This is a genomic window from Acidovorax sp. K2F (assembly GCF_025246485.1).
In the GTDB taxonomy this organism is placed as follows: Bacteria; Pseudomonadota; Gammaproteobacteria; order Burkholderiales; family Burkholderiaceae_C; genus Acidovorax; species Acidovorax delafieldii.
The window spans coordinates 151,540-171,000 of sequence record NZ_JAOBSQ010000051.1; the positions used below are offsets into that span (position 1 = coordinate 151,540).

General features: G+C 64.8%; 15 protein-coding genes. 4 read left to right on the forward strand and 11 right to left on the reverse strand.

Annotation, left to right across the window (positions count from 1 at the left end; all coding sequences use genetic code 11):
- Window positions 1-40: 40 nt before the first annotated feature.
- Window positions 41-310 carry a hypothetical protein gene (locus N4G42_RS19540; RefSeq protein WP_260668361.1) on the forward strand — a complete coding sequence of 90 codons (270 nt, stop codon included), beginning with the start codon at window positions 41-43 and terminating at the stop codon, window positions 308-310.
- A gap of 81 nt (window positions 311-391) precedes the next feature.
- Window positions 392-604 (forward strand): hypothetical protein, encoded by a 213-nt coding sequence (locus N4G42_RS19545; RefSeq protein WP_260668362.1) that lies wholly within the window; start codon window positions 392-394, stop codon window positions 602-604.
- A 58-nt stretch (window positions 605-662) separates the two neighbouring features.
- On the opposite strand, the gene N4G42_RS19550 is transcribed toward N4G42_RS19545, so the two are convergent.
- From N4G42_RS19550 to N4G42_RS19560, 3 genes are read right to left on the reverse strand one after another with little or no spacing between them, the layout of a single operon-like run.
- Complete coding sequence (locus N4G42_RS19550) at window positions 663-932, reverse strand: hypothetical protein (RefSeq protein ID WP_260668363.1); 270 nt, start codon at window positions 930-932, stop codon at window positions 663-665.
- Window positions 901-1,185, reverse strand: a complete 285-nt coding sequence (locus tag N4G42_RS19555; protein WP_260668364.1) for a hypothetical protein — start codon at window positions 1,183-1,185, stop codon at window positions 901-903. Before N4G42_RS19555 ends, N4G42_RS19550 begins: the two co-directional genes overlap by 32 nt.
- Window positions 1,182-1,472: a hypothetical protein gene (locus N4G42_RS19560; RefSeq protein WP_260668365.1), complete on the reverse strand. Its 291-nt coding sequence runs from the start codon at window positions 1,470-1,472 to the stop codon at window positions 1,182-1,184. Before N4G42_RS19560 ends, N4G42_RS19555 begins: the two co-directional genes overlap by 4 nt.
- A gap of 124 nt (window positions 1,473-1,596) precedes the next feature.
- On the opposite strand from N4G42_RS19560, the gene N4G42_RS19565 reads away from it, so the two are divergent.
- On the forward strand, window positions 1,597-1,851 hold the full coding sequence (locus N4G42_RS19565) for a hypothetical protein (protein WP_260668366.1): 255 nt from the start codon (window positions 1,597-1,599) through the stop codon (window positions 1,849-1,851).
- Between the two features lie 69 nt (window positions 1,852-1,920).
- On the opposite strand, the gene N4G42_RS19570 is transcribed toward N4G42_RS19565, so the two are convergent.
- Complete coding sequence (locus N4G42_RS19570; protein WP_260668367.1) at window positions 1,921-10,965, reverse strand: PLxRFG domain-containing protein; 9,045 nt, start codon at window positions 10,963-10,965, stop codon at window positions 1,921-1,923.
- Window positions 10,966-11,093: 128 nt separating this feature from the next.
- Here N4G42_RS19570 and N4G42_RS19575 point away from each other — a divergent pair, with 128 nt between their 5' ends.
- On the forward strand, window positions 11,094-11,492 hold the full coding sequence (locus N4G42_RS19575) for a hypothetical protein (RefSeq protein ID WP_260668368.1): 399 nt from the start codon (window positions 11,094-11,096) through the stop codon (window positions 11,490-11,492).
- A gap of 1 nt (window position 11,493) precedes the next feature.
- Here N4G42_RS19575 and N4G42_RS19580 read toward each other — a convergent pair whose 3' ends face one another.
- The 7 genes from N4G42_RS19580 to N4G42_RS19610 form a co-directional block, all read right to left on the reverse strand.
- On the reverse strand, window positions 11,494-13,473 hold the full coding sequence (locus N4G42_RS19580) for a hypothetical protein (RefSeq protein WP_260668369.1): 1,980 nt from the start codon (window positions 13,471-13,473) through the stop codon (window positions 11,494-11,496).
- A 74-nt stretch (window positions 13,474-13,547) separates the two neighbouring features.
- A complete protein-coding gene (locus tag N4G42_RS19585; RefSeq protein ID WP_260668370.1) occupies window positions 13,548-14,222 on the reverse strand; it encodes a DUF6682 family protein in 675 nt (224 codons plus the stop codon).
- Between the two features lie 3 nt (window positions 14,223-14,225).
- Window positions 14,226-14,579: a hypothetical protein gene (locus N4G42_RS19590; RefSeq protein ID WP_260668371.1), complete on the reverse strand. Its 354-nt coding sequence runs from the start codon at window positions 14,577-14,579 to the stop codon at window positions 14,226-14,228.
- A gap of 82 nt (window positions 14,580-14,661) precedes the next feature.
- Window positions 14,662-15,063 carry a hypothetical protein gene (locus tag N4G42_RS19595; protein WP_260668372.1) on the reverse strand — a complete coding sequence of 134 codons (402 nt, stop codon included), beginning with the start codon at window positions 15,061-15,063 and terminating at the stop codon, window positions 14,662-14,664.
- A 72-nt stretch (window positions 15,064-15,135) separates the two neighbouring features.
- A complete protein-coding gene (locus tag N4G42_RS19600; RefSeq protein WP_260668373.1) occupies window positions 15,136-16,239 on the reverse strand; it encodes a N4-gp56 family major capsid protein in 1,104 nt (367 codons plus the stop codon).
- Window positions 16,240-16,404: 165 nt separating this feature from the next.
- A complete protein-coding gene (locus N4G42_RS19605; RefSeq protein WP_260668375.1) occupies window positions 16,405-17,352 on the reverse strand; it encodes a hypothetical protein in 948 nt (315 codons plus the stop codon).
- Between the two features lie 14 nt (window positions 17,353-17,366).
- Complete coding sequence (locus tag N4G42_RS19610; protein ID WP_260668377.1) at window positions 17,367-19,460, reverse strand: genomic island protein; 2,094 nt, start codon at window positions 19,458-19,460, stop codon at window positions 17,367-17,369.
- Window position 19,461: the final 1 nt, after the last annotated feature.

The window sequence follows — 19,461 nt, forward strand, 5'->3', positions numbered from 1 at the left end:
TTTTCGGGGACACGCCGGGGACATGGGGAGCGCGAAATGCATGCATCCCGATCTCATTACCCAACTGGTCGAAGCAATCTACTTAGAGCACCGTGGGGGTCGCTTCATGCCCGCACGCATCGAGCTGGGGCCTGATCTTTTCCCCAAGTTCCAGCGAGAACACCGCGAGGCCCTGACCGCCATGCTGCCGGAGGCAGACAACGTGTACCCCGGCTCACTGGCAGGCGTGCCAGTGGTTGAGGCGGAGACACCAGGAGCGGTGCTGGTCCGGCTGGACGGTGCCCGGGGCGCCCTGGCCCTGCCGGAATAATTTTTGGAATATTTTGCAGCCGCTTCGGTGGTCGTGACGCAAGACTCCGTTGTGCCCAATGTCGGGCTCAAGGAGATTTTGATGACGAAGAAGACGAAAGCGGAGCTGGCCCGCCACCAGCATGATGCGGTCTACACCCAGTGGATGGGCCGCCCTGCAGAGCGGCGGCGCCGTAGTGATACCGAGGACTTTGCCGATGATCTGTGGGCCCAGGGCCCCAGGATGGGCAGCAGCCAAGAGCTGCACCGGCAAAAGGTGATGGATGTCATCCGCTGCTGGGTGGTAACTGGCTAAAACCGACATAGCGTCGGTTTTGAAGTACCAACCGACCAAAAGTCAGCTGGTAACGCGACTAACCCCGCACGGCCCCATGCAGCGCCATCAGCCGCTGGGCGATGCCCTCGGGGTCGATCCGCATGTTGCTCATCGTGGTGGTGCCCACGCACACATGCTCGTACCAAATGTGGAACCCTGACAGGTCGGGCATCTCGGCCTGGCTGCACTGCCGAATCGCGGCGCCGATGTTCGGGGCGCCCCACTGGTCCAGTTCTTCCCGCCCGTCGAGGACGACTACGCGATAGTTTCCGGGTTCAATCTTGCTGATGTGCAGGGTCAGGAGCATCTGAAGGCTGGTCTTCTTGGAGTGGTTCGGCCACCGCGTGGAAAGCGGTCCAGAACCAGAGATTAACCTTCCTCCGGGGGCTTCTGTTCAGCCGGTAGGTGATGCGCACCCGCCCGTGGTGGGCAACCTCGATCACTGCTTGCATCTGCGCGGGCTGATCCGGCCCTGCCTGCGGTAGCTGGCCCATGCCTCGGCTGATGTCTTGGCCCAGGATCTTGACCAGGATCCCCTTGTCAACGCCGATCTCGATCATTTCAGCCTGCTCTCGGGCGGCAGCGTCAGCATGGCGAGCCCGGCCGGTGGCCGAGGTGCCAGCCAGTGGACCCACAGCCCCTTGAGCCATGCCAGCGCGCAAACCACGGCCACCACTCCAACGCCCCACTGGCCGCTGCTCCACACGGACCAGAACCAGAACGGCTGGCTGATCAAACCGACGATGCAGGCCAACCGCTGGAACTGCAAGGTGCGGCTTTGCGACAGCCAGATGGCAGCGGGGCCAAGGATGGCGAGGGCGGTTTGGACGATCTGATCGGACGGCATCCCAGGATTGTGCACCACTGTATGTAATTACATATAACTCAACTCTCGACCAATCCCAGCTCCGTCGGAATTTGCCGGAACAGCGCGCAGCCCGGGCAGAATGCAAGAATCAGGAGGGAACCTCATGCGCTGGATTGCAGCCACTACCGCGCTCATGCCACTTTCTGCGATGGCCTGTCTCGACCACCCGCAGTCAAAGTGCGGCATCGGCTGGACTAATGTGATCGGCGTTTTAGTGACGAGCTGCATCGTCGGCTGGGTCACTCACCAGATTCTTGACGCGTCGGGCAAGCACACGCCCGAGGGCGTGGCCATGCTCACTGCTGCTATCGGCCTGGTTGGTGGTCCCTTGATCTGGTTCATCCTCATGCAGTTTTGAGCAAGTCCACCAGAAAGAGGAAACCGGTAGATCGGCATGTCTCGGCGAAGTGGGGAACTCCCACTTCGCTCAATCCGGCACAGCGAACCTCCCCGCCTCCATAGCGTCCCGCCGCTTGCTCGGCAGGTACACGCCCTCTTTCGCCTCTCGGATTCGCTTCTCGCGCTGGTGCACGCTCTGCGCCAGCTGCATCGCCTGAATCCTGCGGTTCGGGTTCTTCTCGTTGAACTTGGCGATGTCCTCGCGGGCAGCCGCCTTGCCCTCCTCGTCCCCGGCCATGGCCGCCATGGCGAACTGCTCCACCAGGGCGCTGCGCCGCGCCTGCAGCGCGCGATCGTGCTGGACGATGGCGCCCTTCCCCTCGAAGGAATTGCGAACGCTCGATGGCGAGAACCCGGCCGCCTGGCCCAGCAGCTCGGCAGCGCCCACCTCGTCTTGCACGACGATGCCCGTCTTGTCGCGCACGCCCTCCTCGCCGTAGCGCAGGGCCTTGAGCGGTCCGCGCGCCACGCTGGGCGCCATGGTCTCCAGGCCGCGCAGGTAACGGCCCTCGCCCATCTCCTGCATGCCCTTCAGCACGTTGATGCCGATGCCAGCCACCGGGCCCAGCGCTGCGGTCATGGCAGATTCGGCCAGGCGCTGCCCTTCCAGCCCTTCCTGCACGTCCGGGAAGATCAACTTGTCCAGACCCACCCGCCCCGAAATATCCCAGGGGGTGAGCCGCGACAGGCCATGGGCCAGCACCTCGGCCGGCTTCTGCCCGAAGGTGTCGGCCAGCATGTTCTGCAGCGCCACCTGGGCGTCCCAAGGTTCGTCGGCATCGCCCCCCAGCATTGAGGCGGCAGCCAGCAGCGTTGTGACCATGGGCAGACCCAGGGCCCCGGCCGCCAGGCCGTGCATCACCAGCAGGCCGCTCAGCGCCTTGCGGGCCTGTGCACGCTCCTCGGGCGAAGCACCCTTGAGTGACTGCTGGGCGTTGCGCACCAGGGTGTAGACCATGTTCTGGCCGTACTGCTTGAACAGCAGCACCACGCGCGCCACGTTGCCCTGCATCACGCGGGGGCGGTTGTTGGCGCTGTAGTCGAAGTGGCCGTCGTAGGTCGCCTGCACCGCCTGCTCGTAGGCGGCCTTGTCCCCAGCACCAGCCTCGCGCGCCAGCCGGTAGGCGGCTACGAAGGTGATCTGGCGATTGAACTTCTCGGCATGGTGGAACAGCCAGCTCGCCGCGCGCATGGCGGGCCGCAGCTTCCACGACACGTTCTGGTCCTCGCCCTGAGCGATGCCAGCCAAGTCGTGGGCCATGGTCACATCGATCACGCCGGAGCGCACAGCCTCATCGAAGGCGGCCTTTTCCTCGGGACTCAGGCTACCGGTGATGTCGTTCTTGCCCCGGGCGGCCTCGCCCGATGCCTTGAGCAGCGCTGAGCTGGCCTTGCCGAAACCCCATTTAGCCGCCATGACCGGGTAGGCCACCAGTGCGGTCTGGGTCAGGTTGACCATCGCGGAGGCGGGAGACAGCCCCAGGTGGAACATGAAGCCCAGGCTGGTGAGCGCGGTGGACACCGCATTCGTCTTGGGGTTCATCGCGGCGTCGTGGCGCTTGACCATCTCGTCCACCACCTGCTGCGCCTTCACGGAATCGAAGCCGCTGTCGGTTGCTCCGGCGTCCACGCGGCGCTGCATCTCGCCTAGCTCGTCCTGGAGACGGTCACCGTAGCGCAGCTTGGCCAGGTAGCTGGCGCCATGGAAAACGTTCTGCGCGAACGCCCGGCGCGCGTCCTGGCTGAAACCGGCCGTGCCCTTGCGGTGGATGCCGTGCTTGGCCCAGGACAGGTCAGGCAGAGAGGAAAGGTACAGCTGGCCCAGGGCGTCTTCCAGCTCGGCGCGCTGCTTGGTGTCCATGCCCTGCTTGTCCAGCACCCCGTACAGCTGCTCCATGAAGCCCCGGCCCACACTGTCGCGCTCGGCCACAAAGTCCTTGGCTTTCAATACCTTGCCCACGGTGAAGCCCTTCCCAGCAGGGAACGCTGTCACCAGCTGGCGCCGGGTGGCATCAGCCTCGGCCATGGTCTCGGCCCGGCTCACGTTGGCCACCTTGCCCTCGGCGTCCTTAACCACCACCAGGTACTGGCCGAAGCGGGCCAGCGGGAAATACACGCCCTTGATGTGGCCGAAGAACTCGTCGTCCATCCGTTTGAGCATGGAAGCCTTACGCTCGGAGCTGATCTCAGTGCGCTCGATGCGCTCCTTGATGGCGCTGCGCACGTCGCGCATGTGCTGGCGGTAGGTGTCCCGGGCTCGGGCGAACACGTCTTTGGCGCCGGGCGTCAGGGCGTTGTACCGCGCCTGCAGCCGGGTCCAGTCGGTCTTGTTGTCACCCTCCACGAAGTCCTTGGACGGGTCGATCTGGGCCAGGGTGGAGTCGTGCATCAGCTCGGCCAGCGCGCGCTCGTCGGGCAGCTTGGCCCAGTCCTGCGCCAGTTGATCAGCACCGGAGCCAGCTTCGTTCTTGTCGGCGTCCATGCGCGCCATCAGGTCACTGTAGCGGCGCATCTCGGGCAGCATGCCCCCGTACACGTCCACCAGCTGGCGGCGGCCCAGGAACTGCAGGCCGATGCCCCGATAGTCGGCGGCCTTGAAGCCCGCTTGCTCCTTGAGGTTGGTGATGGTGGCGCCCTGGATAGCGGCGCCGATGCGCTGCGCCACGGGGTTCTCGTCCTTGGTGCGATACCGGATATCCGCGTTGTTCGGGTCGAATGTGCCCCGGTTGCCGGTGGCGGACTTGATCTGACCGGGCTCGCGGACCATGTAGACCGTCTGGGTGCTCCCGTCCCGCATCGCCACTCGGATGATCGCGCCGTCGTTCTCCGCCTTCAGCCCGGACAGCAGCAGCCTGTCGGCCTCCATCATGTTCTTGGCTTCCAGCCGCAGGGGGTTCTGCAACGACAGGTAGGTGGGCATGATGGCCTGTGCGTCCCGCGCCATGCGAGCGTAGTTCCCCGCCACCTCTGCGTTGTCGGTGAAGAAGAAACCCATGCCGGTGTTGGCGGCGCCCGTGGTCGCTCCTGCCCGCGCACGGCTGAACACGCTGAAGTCGCCGCCAGTCCCATGGAACACGCGCAGCGGCTTGCCAGCGGCGTCCACCGCCTGGCTCTCGCCGAACCAGTTCTGGAAGGCGGGTGTGCTCGTCTGGTCGGCGGAGCGATACCGCGTTGATGCCGTGTCGTCCTGGCTGATTGGCCCAAGGCCAGCATGCTCAATGGCCTTGAGCACGAAGCGCTCGGCCTCGTTGTAGGTCATCTTGCGGATGCGCTCGGCCAGGCCGCCCATGCCCATGCGGTCAGCCACGCTGGCCAACCAGTTGGCCAAGGTGCGAACGCGCAGGCCCAGGCGAGTGCCGGCCTGCTTCTGGGCGCGCAGCTCTTCAGCCACCACGGCCAGACCTTCTTCGATGGCCAGCGCCTCATACCGGGCGGTCAGCTCACTACCAGTGTGGCCCAGGTCGCGCAGCGCCTGCAGTTGCTGGGGCGCGTCCGAGGCCTCTTTCTTCCAGCGGTTCGCGTACTCCTGCACTCGGCCGTCACGCTTTGCCAAGTCGAGCATGGTCTGCACATAATCGGCAGCAGGCAACACATTCCGAAGCCCCAGGTGGAACGACTCATGGAAAACCGTCTCGATGACAGCGTCAGCACTCCCGTGAGCGGAGGCCACAAGGACGATGCGGCCCTCGCCTGGTATCGCCGCCCCCATTACGCCATCCGGCGTACCGACCCCAAGCTCCTCGCTCCGGCTCACGACGTTGACTGGTGGCGGGTTGGTCATCCCCGCAAGGGCCTGCTGCACCGCCTGCTGGGCCTGTTCAAGCGATAGGCCGCGCCCGAGCGGCGCGCTGTCGCTGGTGTTGTAGAGGACGACTGCGCCCCCATCCCTCTGTCGCGTCGCCACCGTCTGGAAGAACGCATCGAACGCCCCCCGAATGACGGGCAGCTCGCCCGCTGTCGGGTATGGGTAGCCGCCCTCCAGTGCGAAGGCGCTGGCCGGCAGCACGTTGGCCAAGTAGTCATTCCCTGCGTTCTGGTCCTGCAGCTTAGCAATGACGTAGCTCTCAAACGCCCGGGCCGACATCTCGGGCTTGGTGGTCCAGTAGTCCTTGGTCTTGCGGTCGTCCAGCTTGCGGCTGCGTTCATGCATACCGGTCATGTTGATGGCTGCATTCACTGCTCGGAAGGCGGCCCGCATCTCCTCGCGCACGCCACTGCCGCTCTGCGAGTCCAAGGTCATGTAGGTGTCGCCTGCCCCGCGCTCACGCGAGAAGTAGTTGTCCAGGCTGTGCCACCACTCGTGGGCCAGACTGCCTGCGCCTTCACGCTTTGTGAGATTGATCACCACGTTGCCGCGCTCATAGTGCGCCGCCGCTGCATCGGTGCCACCAGACCCGCGCGCGCCGAAGGCCAAGCCCAGGCGCCCACCCAGTGACAGCGCCTTGGGTGGCAAGTTCAGCACACCTGCCAGGTCCATCATCGCGTCATAGGCGCGGTTCAGATCCTGCTGGCGACGCCCGCCTTCCACGTAGTTGCCGAACTGCACGCCACGGAAACCGAAAGTCTCCTGGAACTGCGCAGGCGTCACGTCGGCGCCATCGCGGTAATCCTCGCCGATGCGCGGCGCGTTCTGGTCGTTGCGCACCGGGGGCACGGCCTTGTACTTTTCCAGCAGGCCTTCTAGCTCGGTTTGATTGTCGGCCAGGTACTGGCGCGCAGCCTTGATGTCGGCAAAGCCGGTCTTCAGCTCTGCCACGTTGCGGCCGATCTTCTTGCCAATGAAGAACTCCCGGGCGCCGCCCGCGCGCTTGCCGTAGATCTCGAAGGTCGCGCCCTTGGTCGGCGCACGCTCTTCGGCAAGCAGCTCCGCAGCCCGCTTCTTGAAAGCTGCAATGGCCTCCTCGCGGGTGTCACCCTTGGCCAGCTCGCGCGGCCAGTTGCCGAATGCCCCCTTGGCTTCACGCGACACACTCCATATGGTGCGCGGCGGGTTGTACTCCACGCGGTCGTACATGGAGTAGCGGCCCACCGACACGTCGATGCCTTTCAGGGACCGTTCATGGCCCATGGCCTCGTAGAGCGCAACCTTGTCAGCGACGCCACGGGGCATGCCATCGCGGTTCAGCTTGATGCGCACAGCCGAAGGCTCCTGCTGGCCTGACAGCACGTCCTCAGAGAATCCGCGCAGCGTCTCCACCTGAGCAGCCCAGCCCTTGAGCTTCCAGGAAGACTGCGGCTTGGTGGGCACAGCCTCGCGCAGCGCGCGCACAAGGGAAACAGCCTCCAGCGGCGCACCGCCCTCCAGCAGCTTCTGGTAATCGGGCTCGGGCCAGGTCTTGGAAAGCGGGTGCGCCTTGGTGTCCAGCTCCTTGGCCTTCGCCATGCCGTCGGCGTAGGCCTCGGCGTAGAGCATCTTGCGGGCGCCGTGCAGCGTCTCGCCGAAGTCCTCGATCCTGGTGGTGGACCGTGGTGCTGCTGCGCGCGCTGGGCGTGGGCCAGAAGACGGCGAATCTGCTGCAGAATTGATAGCTTCTGGCGCAGTATCCACAGCCTCTGCGGCTTGATTTGAATTGCTTTCTTGGCGTGGGCCTGGCCGTGGGGGGGAAACCTGCTGCAGGCCACCCCCTTGTGCGGTGCCTGATGTACTGCTAGCGCTTGATTCATCAGCGCTGGAAGCTACCAATTTAGGAGCGTTTTTCGTGGTGCTGGGCGTGGTGGCGGCCACCTGCTGCTGCGCGCCGAAAATGCTGCCCTGGCCAGGCGCCACCTCCCGGCCAGTGTTCGCGTCCATCATGCTCAGCGCAAACTCTTCAGGTGCAGGGGCACCATTGCGCTGTGCGGTTTCCTGCTGCTGGCGCCGAGCACGCGCATCGGCTGCGGCCTGCTGGCTTTGGTTGGGCGAATCGCCCAACAGATCCCCGGTGGTTACGCGCCCAGGCTGCGCTTCTTGAGTTCCTTGGCCAGCACGGCTTTGCGCTGCTCCGGAGTCAGTTTCTTGAGGGCGAGAGCGGCCTTGATCGCCTGCTGACGCTCCTGCTTGTTCGTTGGCAATGGCATCTTGAATTTCCTCGTCGGTGGCGCCCAGGGCGCGCAAAAAGTCTTCTGTGCTGGTGTTGCTGTCGGCGGTTAGAACAATGTCGTCATCGTTCAGGTCGAACAGCGCAGGATCGGACAGATCCGCCACGGCAGAGGCAGCATCTTCTTCCATCTCGCGCTGGCGCGCAATGCGGCTCTGCATTTCTGTTTCGGCTGCGTCGGCCGTGTACTGAGCCACGATGCGCTCGCCACGTAGCGCCCGGCCCACCAGGTCGTACAGCGCCGCCTCATCAGGGCTGGTCAGAAAGCCCTCATCCACGGCAGCTTGCGCGAGCTTGTCCAAGGGCTTGCCGGTCTTTCGGAAGATCGGCCCATAGCCGGGCACCATGGCCTGCCGCTGCTCGGTCGTGCCGGGCGCAAATTCCCTGCGCTGATCCAGCGCGATACCGTGCTTGGCGATGAAGGCCTTGAAGGGATTGGCATCTCCAGCTGCAGCGCGCGCTCGGTTGCCCGGTGCAGTGCGCTTCGCCTCGGCCGCCCGGAAGTCTTCGCGTTGCTGCTGGGCGGTGGCCACTTGCTGCGCATCTTGCGCGTCGATCTCCGCCACCACCTGCGCCAGGCGCTTGCCCTTGGTCTCAATGCCCAGGCCGCGCGCTACTTGGTTGGCCTGCATGGCGTTGGTGCGCCAGTTGGGCGCGCGGACAGCTACTGAATTCATAGCATCCTGCGCTTGTTGGGTAGTCGCCGCGACCTGATTCAATCCTTTTTCTTGCAGCACAAAGCCCAGCGATTCGTCGCCGCCGGCCGGGGCCACTTCGTGGGTGCTGGCCAACTGCTGGCGCTGCAGCTCCTGCTGCGCGGCCTGACGCGATTCAAAGGGCGCACCGTTGGCACTGGCCACGGTCTGGGGTGCTGGCGCTGGCTGGTTGGAACGGTTCGCCATCTCGGCGCGGACTTCCTGTCGCACCCCATCGGCGCCCGCCACCATGCGGCCGGTGGGCGCGTTGTCGAAGGTCACGCGGGGCGATGCCGGATTTCCGGCTTCGGTGAGCGGCACCACGGGCGTGATGTTGCTCATGCCCAGCCCGGTGCGTCGCTGTCGCTCAGCCTCCACCTGCTGGCGCTGGGCCGTGGCTGCGTTGCCGCGAGCAACTGCCTCGGGTCGGGTCTCCGCGCGCACTTCGCCGTCCTGGCCGGCCAGCATGCGCCCGGATGGGCTCTGGTCGAACGGCAGCAGGGCAGCGGCTTCCTGTTGGGGCGTTGCGTTCTGGGCGGCAGGGTCCAGACGCGCCGTGGGCGCCACGTCGTAGCCACGGCCGCTGGGATGCGGAACGACCGAAACGGGGATTCCCGCTTCGGCGGCGGCACGGCGCAGCGCGTGGGCGCGGTTCAGAGCCATGGGTTCGCCTGGCTGGAGGTCCGCTGCAAGAGCCAACTCTGCGATGCGGGCCTGATCGGGATTGACCGTGGCGGCAGGCGCGGCAGGGGCCGTGAAGTCGATGGCGTTGTCATAGCGCGCAGGGTTCGTGTCCTGCAGCTCCAGCCTGGTGTCGGGCGTAGGCCGAGCTGTGCGCGCGCGCTGCAGCTGGTCGGGCGAGAACGTCGCGTGCAGCACCTCGGCCGCCGCATCGCGCTCCGCAGGCGACCGGGTCTGGTCCCCGGCGGTATCGAGGAGGCGCTGATACTCGGCACGGTACTCCGGCGCAATGGCCGTCTCAATCATCGGCGCATAGTTTGAGAGGGGCGGCAGATCAGGTGCACGGGCGTCGAAGTTCTGCACCACCCGCCCGCGCTCCATGTCCTGGGGCGTCAGCTCCACCGGTGCGGCGGGGGCGCCGCTGACCAGCTCTTGCAGACGAGCGTCACGCATGGCGCGCACACCGGCGGGCAACGACTGGTTGTCCAGGTCCGCAAGGTTCATGCGGGCTTCGCGCTGCTGCGCATCCGGCAGCCGGGAGATTGCAGCCTCCAACTTGGCGCGCTGCTCTTGCGCCGTGGGTGCTGCTGGCTGTGGCGCCAGGCCCAGGTCTCCGGCCAGCGATGCCGCTTTGGACAGCGGGCCTGCGTTGGGGTCGATGGCAGGCGCTGCAGGCTGTGCAGGTGCTGCAGGCGCACCAACAGATGGATCATCCGCATTCACGGGCGCAGGTGCTGGAGCCTGCTGCTGGTGGCCACCCGTGAGCAGCGACACGCCACCACCGGTTGCCGCACCCAGGGCCGCGCCCATGCCGGCCGCAGCCGCAACGCCCTTCATCGGGTCGATGGTCTTGTCGTAGGGCATCGCAGCGCGCTGGCCCTCGTACTGGGTCACGCCCTCCTCGATGCCTTCCTGTGCACCCTCCACGGCAGCGGTTTTCACCGCACGGCTCACGGCATTCCCGGCGAAGCCCTTGGCACCGGCCACCAGGCGCTCAGCGCCCACCACACCGCCGACACCACCGATGACGGCAGGGATCACGCTGGCCTGGCGCCCTGCGGCCACCGCCTGCTCGTCTGTGGCGCCGCCCTTGGTGGACAGCTCGTAGGCCGTGCCTGCAGCATCACCACCGGCCATGGCAGCACCGGCAGCAGCACCACCAGCCAGGCCACCGCGTGCAGCGTTCAGGCCCGCGATGGATGCCAGCGTACGCCCGCCCTTGACTACGACGCTCGGGCCAACAAAAGAGCCCACCGCCTGGGCAGCTGCCAAGCCGGGGTTGTGCACCACGTATCGGCCCACAGCGCCCAGCTCGCCCATCACGCCATCGGCGTTGGCCACATCCTGCTGGAAGCGCTGCTTCTCCGCCTTGACCGCATCGCTCTGGCTGGCCTCGCCCGCCTGGACGATGTTCTTGTCGATCCAGCCCGAGACGGAATTGCCCGGCCGGATGAAGTTGGCCGCAGAGGACACGCCGCCAGCAGCAGCGTTGGCCACCTCAATCACCGTGTCGTTGGCGATGGCGGCGAGAGTGCGTCGCTTTGGGGGCGGGTTGTCAGCAAGCTGGCCGCCGAAGCTGTCGGTGGTGACGGCGACTCCACCAAATTGATCATTGCTCATCCGCCCATGGTTCCGGGGCGCTGGCCTGGGCGCAAACCCCAGTGGGGTGGGACTAGACTAGCGTCGAAACGGTCAGGAGCTCCCCAGCCCTTTGCCGCCTGCTACATTGCCCCTTAAGGAGGTCCGCCATGGGAACATTCAGCCCAAACCACTGGTTTATCGTCTTGGTGATGATCACGCCCTTGATGGCGCTCCTGGTGGTGCCCACCTGGCGCATCCTGCAGCGCGCGGGCTTCAATGGCGCCTGGGCCTTGCTGATGTTGGTGCCCGTGGTTGGCCTGCTGGTTCCCTGGGTGGTGTCGTTTCTCAAGTGGCCCAGCGACCGCGAGGCGCGGACCAGCACATCCAAAGGCGGTGTGATTGCCGGGCTGGTGCTCCTGCCCGTAGCGGTGGGTGTGCTGGCGCTGATGGCCAGCGCTGCCACTGGCTCGGCTCCAAACTGGGAAAGGGGGCAACTGTCGTCGCCTGCACAAGGCCCCGCCCACAAGGATCAATTTGGTGGCGAACTGGTATCGCCGGCCAAATAACTCACACGGGCTTGCGATAGGTGCGGCCGTCGGCCCCCAGATAGGTAGCGCCCTTCGGCAAGGCGTCGAACTGCGCCTGTGTGCTTACCCGAGGGGCCTGTGTGCCCTGTCCCTCATCCACCCGTCTTGCCTCGCCCGTGGTCTTGTTGAACCCCCAGACGCTACCTTGGGTGGTGCTGCCGTCGAGGTTCTTGGTGGTGGGCGTGACCTGCAGGCCCCACTCGTTCTGCGGCGCTTTCCCGGCCAGGGCCAGCAGGCGTTCTCGCGCTGAGCGCTGCGCCTCCGGTGTCTTGGCCGCCTCCAGCTCGGCCTGCGCACGGTCCATTCGGTCACTGGCGCGGTTCTGGTAGCCCGCCGCGATCTGCTCCAACGTGAGGCGCCCACGGGCGATCTGGTTGGTGGCATCGTCACGCTGGGCCCGGATGTTCGTGCGCTGGGTTTCACCAGATTGCTGCAGGCCTTCGCGCTGCAGGGAGCCTGTCTGGCGCTGGGCTTCGAGATCAGCCCCCGCCTGGTTCTGGCGGATATTGCTGTCCTGCTGAAGTGCAGCACGGTACTCCAGCATTGCCGGATTGTTCTGTGCACCACGGCCGCCCCACTCCGGCTTGTTGGTAATGCTGCTCGCGGACACCTCGGCGTCGCGAAGGCGCTGCTCAGGTGAGCGGCCACGCATGTTCCCGTAGGTGCTGGTGGAGCCGACGGTTCCCGAATACCCACCAGTGAAACTGCCCGGCATGACTGGGCCATTGTCCTGGACACCGCCTGCGGCCAGAAGGCGCGAGCGCGCATCCGGGGCCGATGTGCTGGGCACGCTGGTGCCCTGCGATCCTGCCAGATTGTCGGTGGCAGTCATGTTCTGCGAACTGACCTGCCCACCGGCGCGCGGTGCTTGGCCATTGATAGTGATGTCGCCCGCCACGTTGGAGCCAGAGTAGCTGTTGCCTACCCTGGTCACGTCGCTGGTGGTGGCCGGTGCTGTGCTGCTGGGGCCACTGAGCGCCGGTGCGGCGGAAGGCGATGCAGGGAATGGAGCCGAAGGATTCACGGCAGGCGGGTTCACGATACCCCGTCCCGCGCCCGCCGTGGAGGTGCTCGTGGTCTGCGCACCGGCTGAGCCAGGTAGGGCACTGATCGCCGCAGCGCCAGCCCCGGCACTCAGGAGTCGGGTCGCAGCATCAATGCCACCGCTGATGGCGCCGCCAGTCTTCATTACCGCCGGAACACCAGCACCCAGCGAGCCAGGAAGCGCGGCGGCCATGTTCGATATATTGCGCCCGGTCTCTGTGTTGGACCAGCGATTCTGGGAGCCATCGGCGGGGGGCGCGGTGAGTCCACCAGTCGGGATCTGTGAAACCCCGCCAGTCACAGGCGGATTGACAGGTGCCGTGCTGGGACTCGGAGCCGAAGGCATGCCGGCCGCAGCAGAGGCGGCTGCCTTCGCCTCTTCATCCATGGCCTGGAAGGAAGCCTGGGCGCGTTGTTTGCTTGCCGCGCGCTGTGCAGCCATCTGCTGCTCGAAATCGTCGTAGGACGCAGGGCCACCGTCTGCGAAGTGGGTGGCCTGGCTGTTCTTGCCAGTGGGAGCATGGGTCATGTCCACCAGGTCTTGCAGGCGCCGGACGCCTACCTTGCGCACGGTATCAGCAGGCATGACGAACTCGCCATCGGACAACATCGCGGGGATTGAATCGCTGGTGCCAGTGCCTGGGCCGCGCACATGGCCGCCCCGGGCAAGATGCTGCGGCTCTTGCTTGTAGCCCATGGCTTCCATCTGCGGGATCATGGCCCGAAGGCGGGCAGCGCCCGAGGCCTCGGCTGGCGCAGGAGCCGGAGCTGCCTGCGGGTATCCCATCGCCTGCATCTTGGGGATCAGGTCACGCAGGCCTGCAACGCCGCGAGAGCCAAACTGGACCACGCCTCCGTCGGCATAACGCTGGCGGGGCATGGGCAGGGCTGCGATTGATTGAAGAGTTCTGCGCATGGCGGCCTTCTATGTGTTCGGGGTGATTCTTCTGGCCGAGGTGAGAGCGGGCAAACCCCGGAAGGGTGAATCGCTCACCAGTTGATCTGGACCACAGGAGGTCTGCGGTCGCGGTGCTTGCGCTGCACGTTGGCATCCGGGCGCTCCCCGAAGGCCTGCACAAAAAGGGCGAGAGACTGAGCCGCCTTGTTGGGATCGAAGGCGTCTGCGTCTTGCTTGAGGTACGCGCGATGGAACACCCAGTCCAACAAGCGCCGGTGGTAGCGCTCATGGATCTCAGGCTTGCCGGATGGGATATCCGCGCTCAACGGCCTGAGAGCGCCACGGAGTACCGTCAACGCAATAGTGCCCGTGACGGTCGGGGTGGGCACCAATCGCACCTGGGCGGGGCGAATGCCGCTGGCCTGCTCAAAAATGAATGCGCGCGGCGGGCCGCTGCGGCTTTCCCATCCTGGGCAATCCTGGTCCAGCTCTTCCACGCTGGTTTCATCCAGCGGACGACCTCGGAAGGTCAGCCGTTTGATCTCAAACACGCTGGGGTGTAGTGGGTAGGTGGACTCACCGACCTGCAAAGTGAGGCTGCACACAGCGGGCGTGCTGCGATCCTCGATCAGATTTGCGCGCTCGCATGCTTCCTGAACCGCTTCGTTGAGGTAGCTGACGATGTTCTCCGAAGTCCAGAACGGCGCATTGAGCACTTTGTCGGACGCCTCTTCCCGGAACTCGGTGATGAAGTCCTCTACCCTCATGGCTTACACCTTGGCAGTCAGCTCGGTGAAGATGGCATCCGCTTCATCGCGGGTGACACTGAAGCCCACAGCCGCTTTCAGGCGCACCAAGTTGGGCTTGCCATCGGCCGTGAAGTCGCCTTCATTGGCGCCGTCCAGCATGCCCTTCATAGCAGCGGAGATGGCGGCCTTGCGCACCTCAGGTGTCATGGTCAGCGCGACTGCGGGGGCGTTCTCATCGAAGCACACGGCGCCGCGAGCGCTGGCTTCCTTGTGGAACATGGGGTCCAGCTCCACGCCATCGGGCGTGACCACGGCCGTGTGGCCAGTGGTCAGCGCGATGTGGATGGGCTGGTCAGATGGGGAGCGGAATTTCATGATGATTTCCTTGAAAAGAGCCCGGCAGCTGTGAGGCCGCCGGGCGAAGGGTCAATGACCCGACCACAGAACAAAAGATCAATCAGCCCTGGCTGAAGGCGGCGCGGCCTTCAACGTAGTAGCTGATGGTGATTCGAGCTGCGCCGGCCGTGGCAGCCGCCCCGGTCTGGGCGATCAGCGCCTTCAGAGCTTGGGCGGTCGTGTGCTTGTAGCCCGTGAGGGTCAGCGCAGTGCGGCCGGCAGTCTTGAGGTCGATAGCCGAAGCGGTGTAGCGGTCGTCGTCGGCCGCGTCGCCCAGCTTCAGAGTCGCCGTGGTGGCGCTGTTCCAAGGCGTTTTCACCACCACGTCGCCACCCAGCAGGATGGCATTGCCTGGCAGGTCGAACGCTTCCTCAGCAGTGCCGTAGGTTGTGGGATCGGCAAAGCCGATATCGAGATGCGCCACGATGAGTTCCTGGCGCGCTGCGTTTTTCTTGATTGCCACGATGGGCTCCTTTCAACATCAAGGGGAGAGCGAAAGGACGGAACCCGCAGGCCCCGTCCTTTGGGGCCCGCATTACTGCAGGAAGTGGTCGATGGTCAGCAGGCCGAAGTCTTCGTCGGTGCCGTCGTAGATCGAGGGGAAGACAGGCTTCAGGAAGCCGATCATCCGGTCGATGTTCAGGCCGACTTGGCTGTCGTACTGGAACAGCTTCTCGACCCAGTTGCCGTCGCCGATGTCTGCGAAGCCCAGGGACTGGGCGCCGCAAAGCAGCGTGCGCGTGCCGTTGACCGTGCCACCAGAACCCCACTTCGAGCCCGAAGCGGCACCCTTGGTGTTGTAGACAAGCGTGTGCTCATGGATCACGGCGCCGTCCACGGTCACGGTCGCGCCTGTGAACCAGGGCGAATCAGTACCGCTCTTGGTAGCCACGGCCACCACGGCGCGCTGATAAGCCTCGTCCTTCTTGAGAGCGGCCAGCGTGCCGGGCGCCACGAACATCACGTAGTAAGGCTTGCCACCCGCCATCAGCGGCTTGATGCGGCGCTCCTTCGCGTAGGCGATGGCATCCACGATCATGTTGTACTTCGGCACAAATGCGCTCGTGATGCTGCCGGTGTTGGACACCGCCAGGCTGGTGCCGTCCCACATCAGCGAGCGCTTGGCAGAAGGCGCCGTCACGTCAGCAGCAAACGTCAGCCCAGGGAACACTGAACCAACACGCGGTGCGCCGTTGTTCTCAAAGGCGTAGCTGATGCCCGACATGGTCAGGAACGCCAGCTGGTCAGTACGGTTGGCCAGCCAGAAGGAGAGCTTGTCCTTACCTTGGTAGCGGAAGTTGATGACGTTCTTCTGGTCATCCATCCGGCCCTTGTTCTTCACGCCATGGCTGATCTGGTCGATCTGGATGATCTGGCTGTGGGATGCCATCGCCTCTTCCATGCCTTCGCGCTCGTCGTCTCCGCGAACACCGTCACCGACCAGGTCGGCCACCAGCTGGAACAGGCACTGGGTGCCCTTCTCGGTCGCAGTGAGTTCAGTGATGCGGTGCACGACGCTGTTGCCCGTGTCGCTCATGAAGTTCTTGAGGAACATCTGGTCGCGTGCGGCCTTCCAGACGACGCGGGACCAATTGACTTTCTGAATCGGCGTCAATTCGCCGAACGCAGTGAATGACATGTCTATCTCCAATAAGTAGGGTTACTTCTCGGGACATGACGCCGCCCATCTGCGGAAAACATGACTGTTGTGGCGGCCAAGGCGCCAGACCTTTTAACGCCGGTCCACGGCTGCACCCTGGGTGACGCTGGCAAGGTGGGTGAGTCCTTGCCAGCCTTCAAGCAGTTATCCGATGCCCAGTACTTTGGCCATCTCGTCCTTCGACAAGTTGGTGATCTGGTCGTCGGTCAGCTTCGTGGAGTCGTCGATCTTGGGTGCCGTGGCACGGTTGCCCATGCCAGCCTGCACCGCAGCGGGTTGCAACAGGGAATCTGCTGCACCGCGCTTGTCCGCGCGCTCCAGGCGAGTGTCAACCGGCGCGTTTCGGTTGCCTAACCCTACTGGGGGGGAATCAGGGGCGAAGCGCGGCGCGACGATGGCGATGGCGTTCTCCAAGGCGAGATGGCGGGGAACGCCGGCAGTCGTCTTGGCCAGCACCATTGCCTCGATCATCTCCAGAGCAGCGGCGCCCTCTTCCTGGTCCAGCCATGGGTGTTCCTGCAGGGCGCGGGCCACCACATCCTGGGCCTTGGTCGCGGACTCCTGCTGGCGAGAGGTTTGCTCGAACCGCTGCAGCGCGGAGTCGGAAATGTGCTGATTGATCTCACGCCGAATCGAGGTGGCGGCCTTGGTGTCACCATCCAGCAGGGCCTGGGCGTACTGCTCCTCGGCGGCATCCACATCGAAGGCACCCGGGGCGGGAGCAGTGACCGGTGCGGCATCAGGTTGCCGACCAGCCTTCAGCGCCTGGACTTCCTGCTGCATGGCAGCCAGCTGCTCTTCGAGCTGCCGCTTGCTTTCGTTCACTTCGCGGAAGCGTGCATAGGGAACGTTCTGGGTGGCACCGGGGCCCTCGCCCGAACCGGCATCGAATGCAGGCGCTGGGGCTGGCGTGGCGGTTGCGGGAGCGCCATTGCCGGGAGTTCCGGTTTCAGGCTGGTCATCGTTGCCCAGGTCCAGCTCCTCTTCTGTGGTGGCGCCGGCAGCACCGCCGCTATCTCCGCCGCCCTCTTCGGTGGGCTTCATGAAGCCGCTGTAAGGCTGCAGGCGGCGCTTGAGTTCTCGGATGTTCATGGTCTTGATCTCCTTCAGGGTTGCAGGCCATCTGCGGCCAGGGTTTCAATGCCTTCGCTCGCGCCCACAGCTGGGCTGGCGGGGTTCATGGGGTCGGTGTTGTGTGGCATGTCCACGGTGGGTAGCCCGCCAGGCGCCGAGGGAACGATGGGTGCCGCGTCCTGGTCCACATACCCGGCCGACTTGAGCAAGCCATCTGCAAGCGCCGCAGTGGCGGGAATCTGGGCCACCACCTGCGCCGTTTGCACGCCGCTGTACTGGGTCTTGACCTTCACATCCGTGGCCTGGGCGTCTGTCTTGCGGGTCTGGGCATCCAGCAGCCGCACGCGTGCTTCCACTGCGGGGTCTGCTGGCGGCTGGTCGCCAGGCAAGGATTCCAGAATCTCCTGCTTGTCCGACAGGTTGGAGTACCGCACCATGGTCGCGTCATTGATCCGCACGCCAGCCTTGCGCATCTCCAGCGCCTGCTGGAACTGCGAGTTCTGGAAGGTGACCTGCATCGGCTGCTCGGTGATCACCACGTCATAGGTGCCGATGGTCACGTCGTTGATGTAGCCACCTGTGGCCGGGTCGAACTTGTTGATCTCCAGCAGCTCCTCCTTGGGCTTGCCGGTCATGGGGTCCGTCTCAGTGATGCGGAAGATGCGGTGCGTGTCGTAGTAGCGCTGGATGAGCTTCAGGATGCGCTTGGCCAGCAGCTGGCGCGTGTATGTCAGGTGATCCAAGGGCACGGAGAGCTGCTGCTGGCTGGCGAACTGTTTGGCCTGAATGGCAATGCCAGAGGTCTCCGGGCCCTGAACGCCGCGCATGGCCTCGGGCACCGTCACATCCTTGAGGGCCTTGTCCGCGCGGTCGATGAGGTGCGTTACCCCGGTGGGCACCTGGTTAGGCTCGATCTTCCTGGGAGGAGTGGTGCCCTTCTTGAATTCAATCACCAGGCCGTTCTGCGCCCCTCGGACCTCCAGCTCCTTCATCGTCATGTTGCTGATGGAGTTCTCTTCGACCACCCAGCCGCTGTTCGCGCTCGAATTGACGATGTGCACCACCTGGGACACCGCCTTGTTCAGCACCTCCTGCGGCCCAATGGCGTTGTCCACCATCCCCGCCGTCTTGCCGCGCCGGAAATAGGCGAAGTACGGCACCACGGTGAAACTCTCGTAGGGGCTGTATTGGTCGTGAAGCGTGGCGGTGAACGTGGTCACAACCCACTTCACACGACGGCGCATGCGTTTGGTCCGCACAGCTCCGTTAGACAGCGCGTCGGCCACGGAGTCGGCAGCCATGTTGGCTTCCACCTGCACATCGCCCGTACCGGGCCACACTAGGCACGGCGTCAGCTCGTAGACGAACCGCTGGCGGTCGATGATGCGATAGCGCTCAAGGCCATCTTCCTTGTTGACGCACGCATCGGTGTAGCCCCAGTCCTTTCGAGTGGCGAACTTGTTGCGCTCCACCCCATCTTCGAGGTCGCCGAAGTCGTGCCCAGCGTCATTGCTCAGTTCCGCGCGCTTCCTGGCCTCCTTCCCGTATACCTGCTCGATCTCGTCCAGGGTAAGCCAACGGGTGATGATCACGTCACCCCACTTGTCGGGGTCGTAGCTTTTGGCGTCCGGGTCCGGGATCACATCCAGCGGGTCCAGGGTGCTCAACACAATCTCTCCCTTGATGTTCTCATCGAAGGACATGCGTACGTCGTAGTAGCCGCGCTGCTGGATCAGCCCGTCGCTGAACATCTGGGTTTCTTGCCAATGCAGCGCGCACTGATCTGCCACCTGCATGACTACCTTGGACAAGATCGTGGCCTTGAAGAGGTCTGAGTCCCCGCCGCGAGGCTTGAACGCAATGTCCATGCGGTTGTGAAGCTGGTAACCGATGGCGCTGTTCACGCTGGGCATGATCTGGTTGAACTCATAGCCCGGTCTGCGGGCCATGATCAACGCAGCGCGCTGCTCTGGCGTGAGCTGGCGTCCACCACCGAGGTACATGTCCTCGCATCGGGCGGCGTGGATCAGGTAGTCAGTGTGGCCACGATCCTTGCCGTAGAGGTAGCGAGCCCAGTTCTCGCTGGCGGCGTTGTCTGCAATGCTGGTGGGGTAAGTGCTGATCATG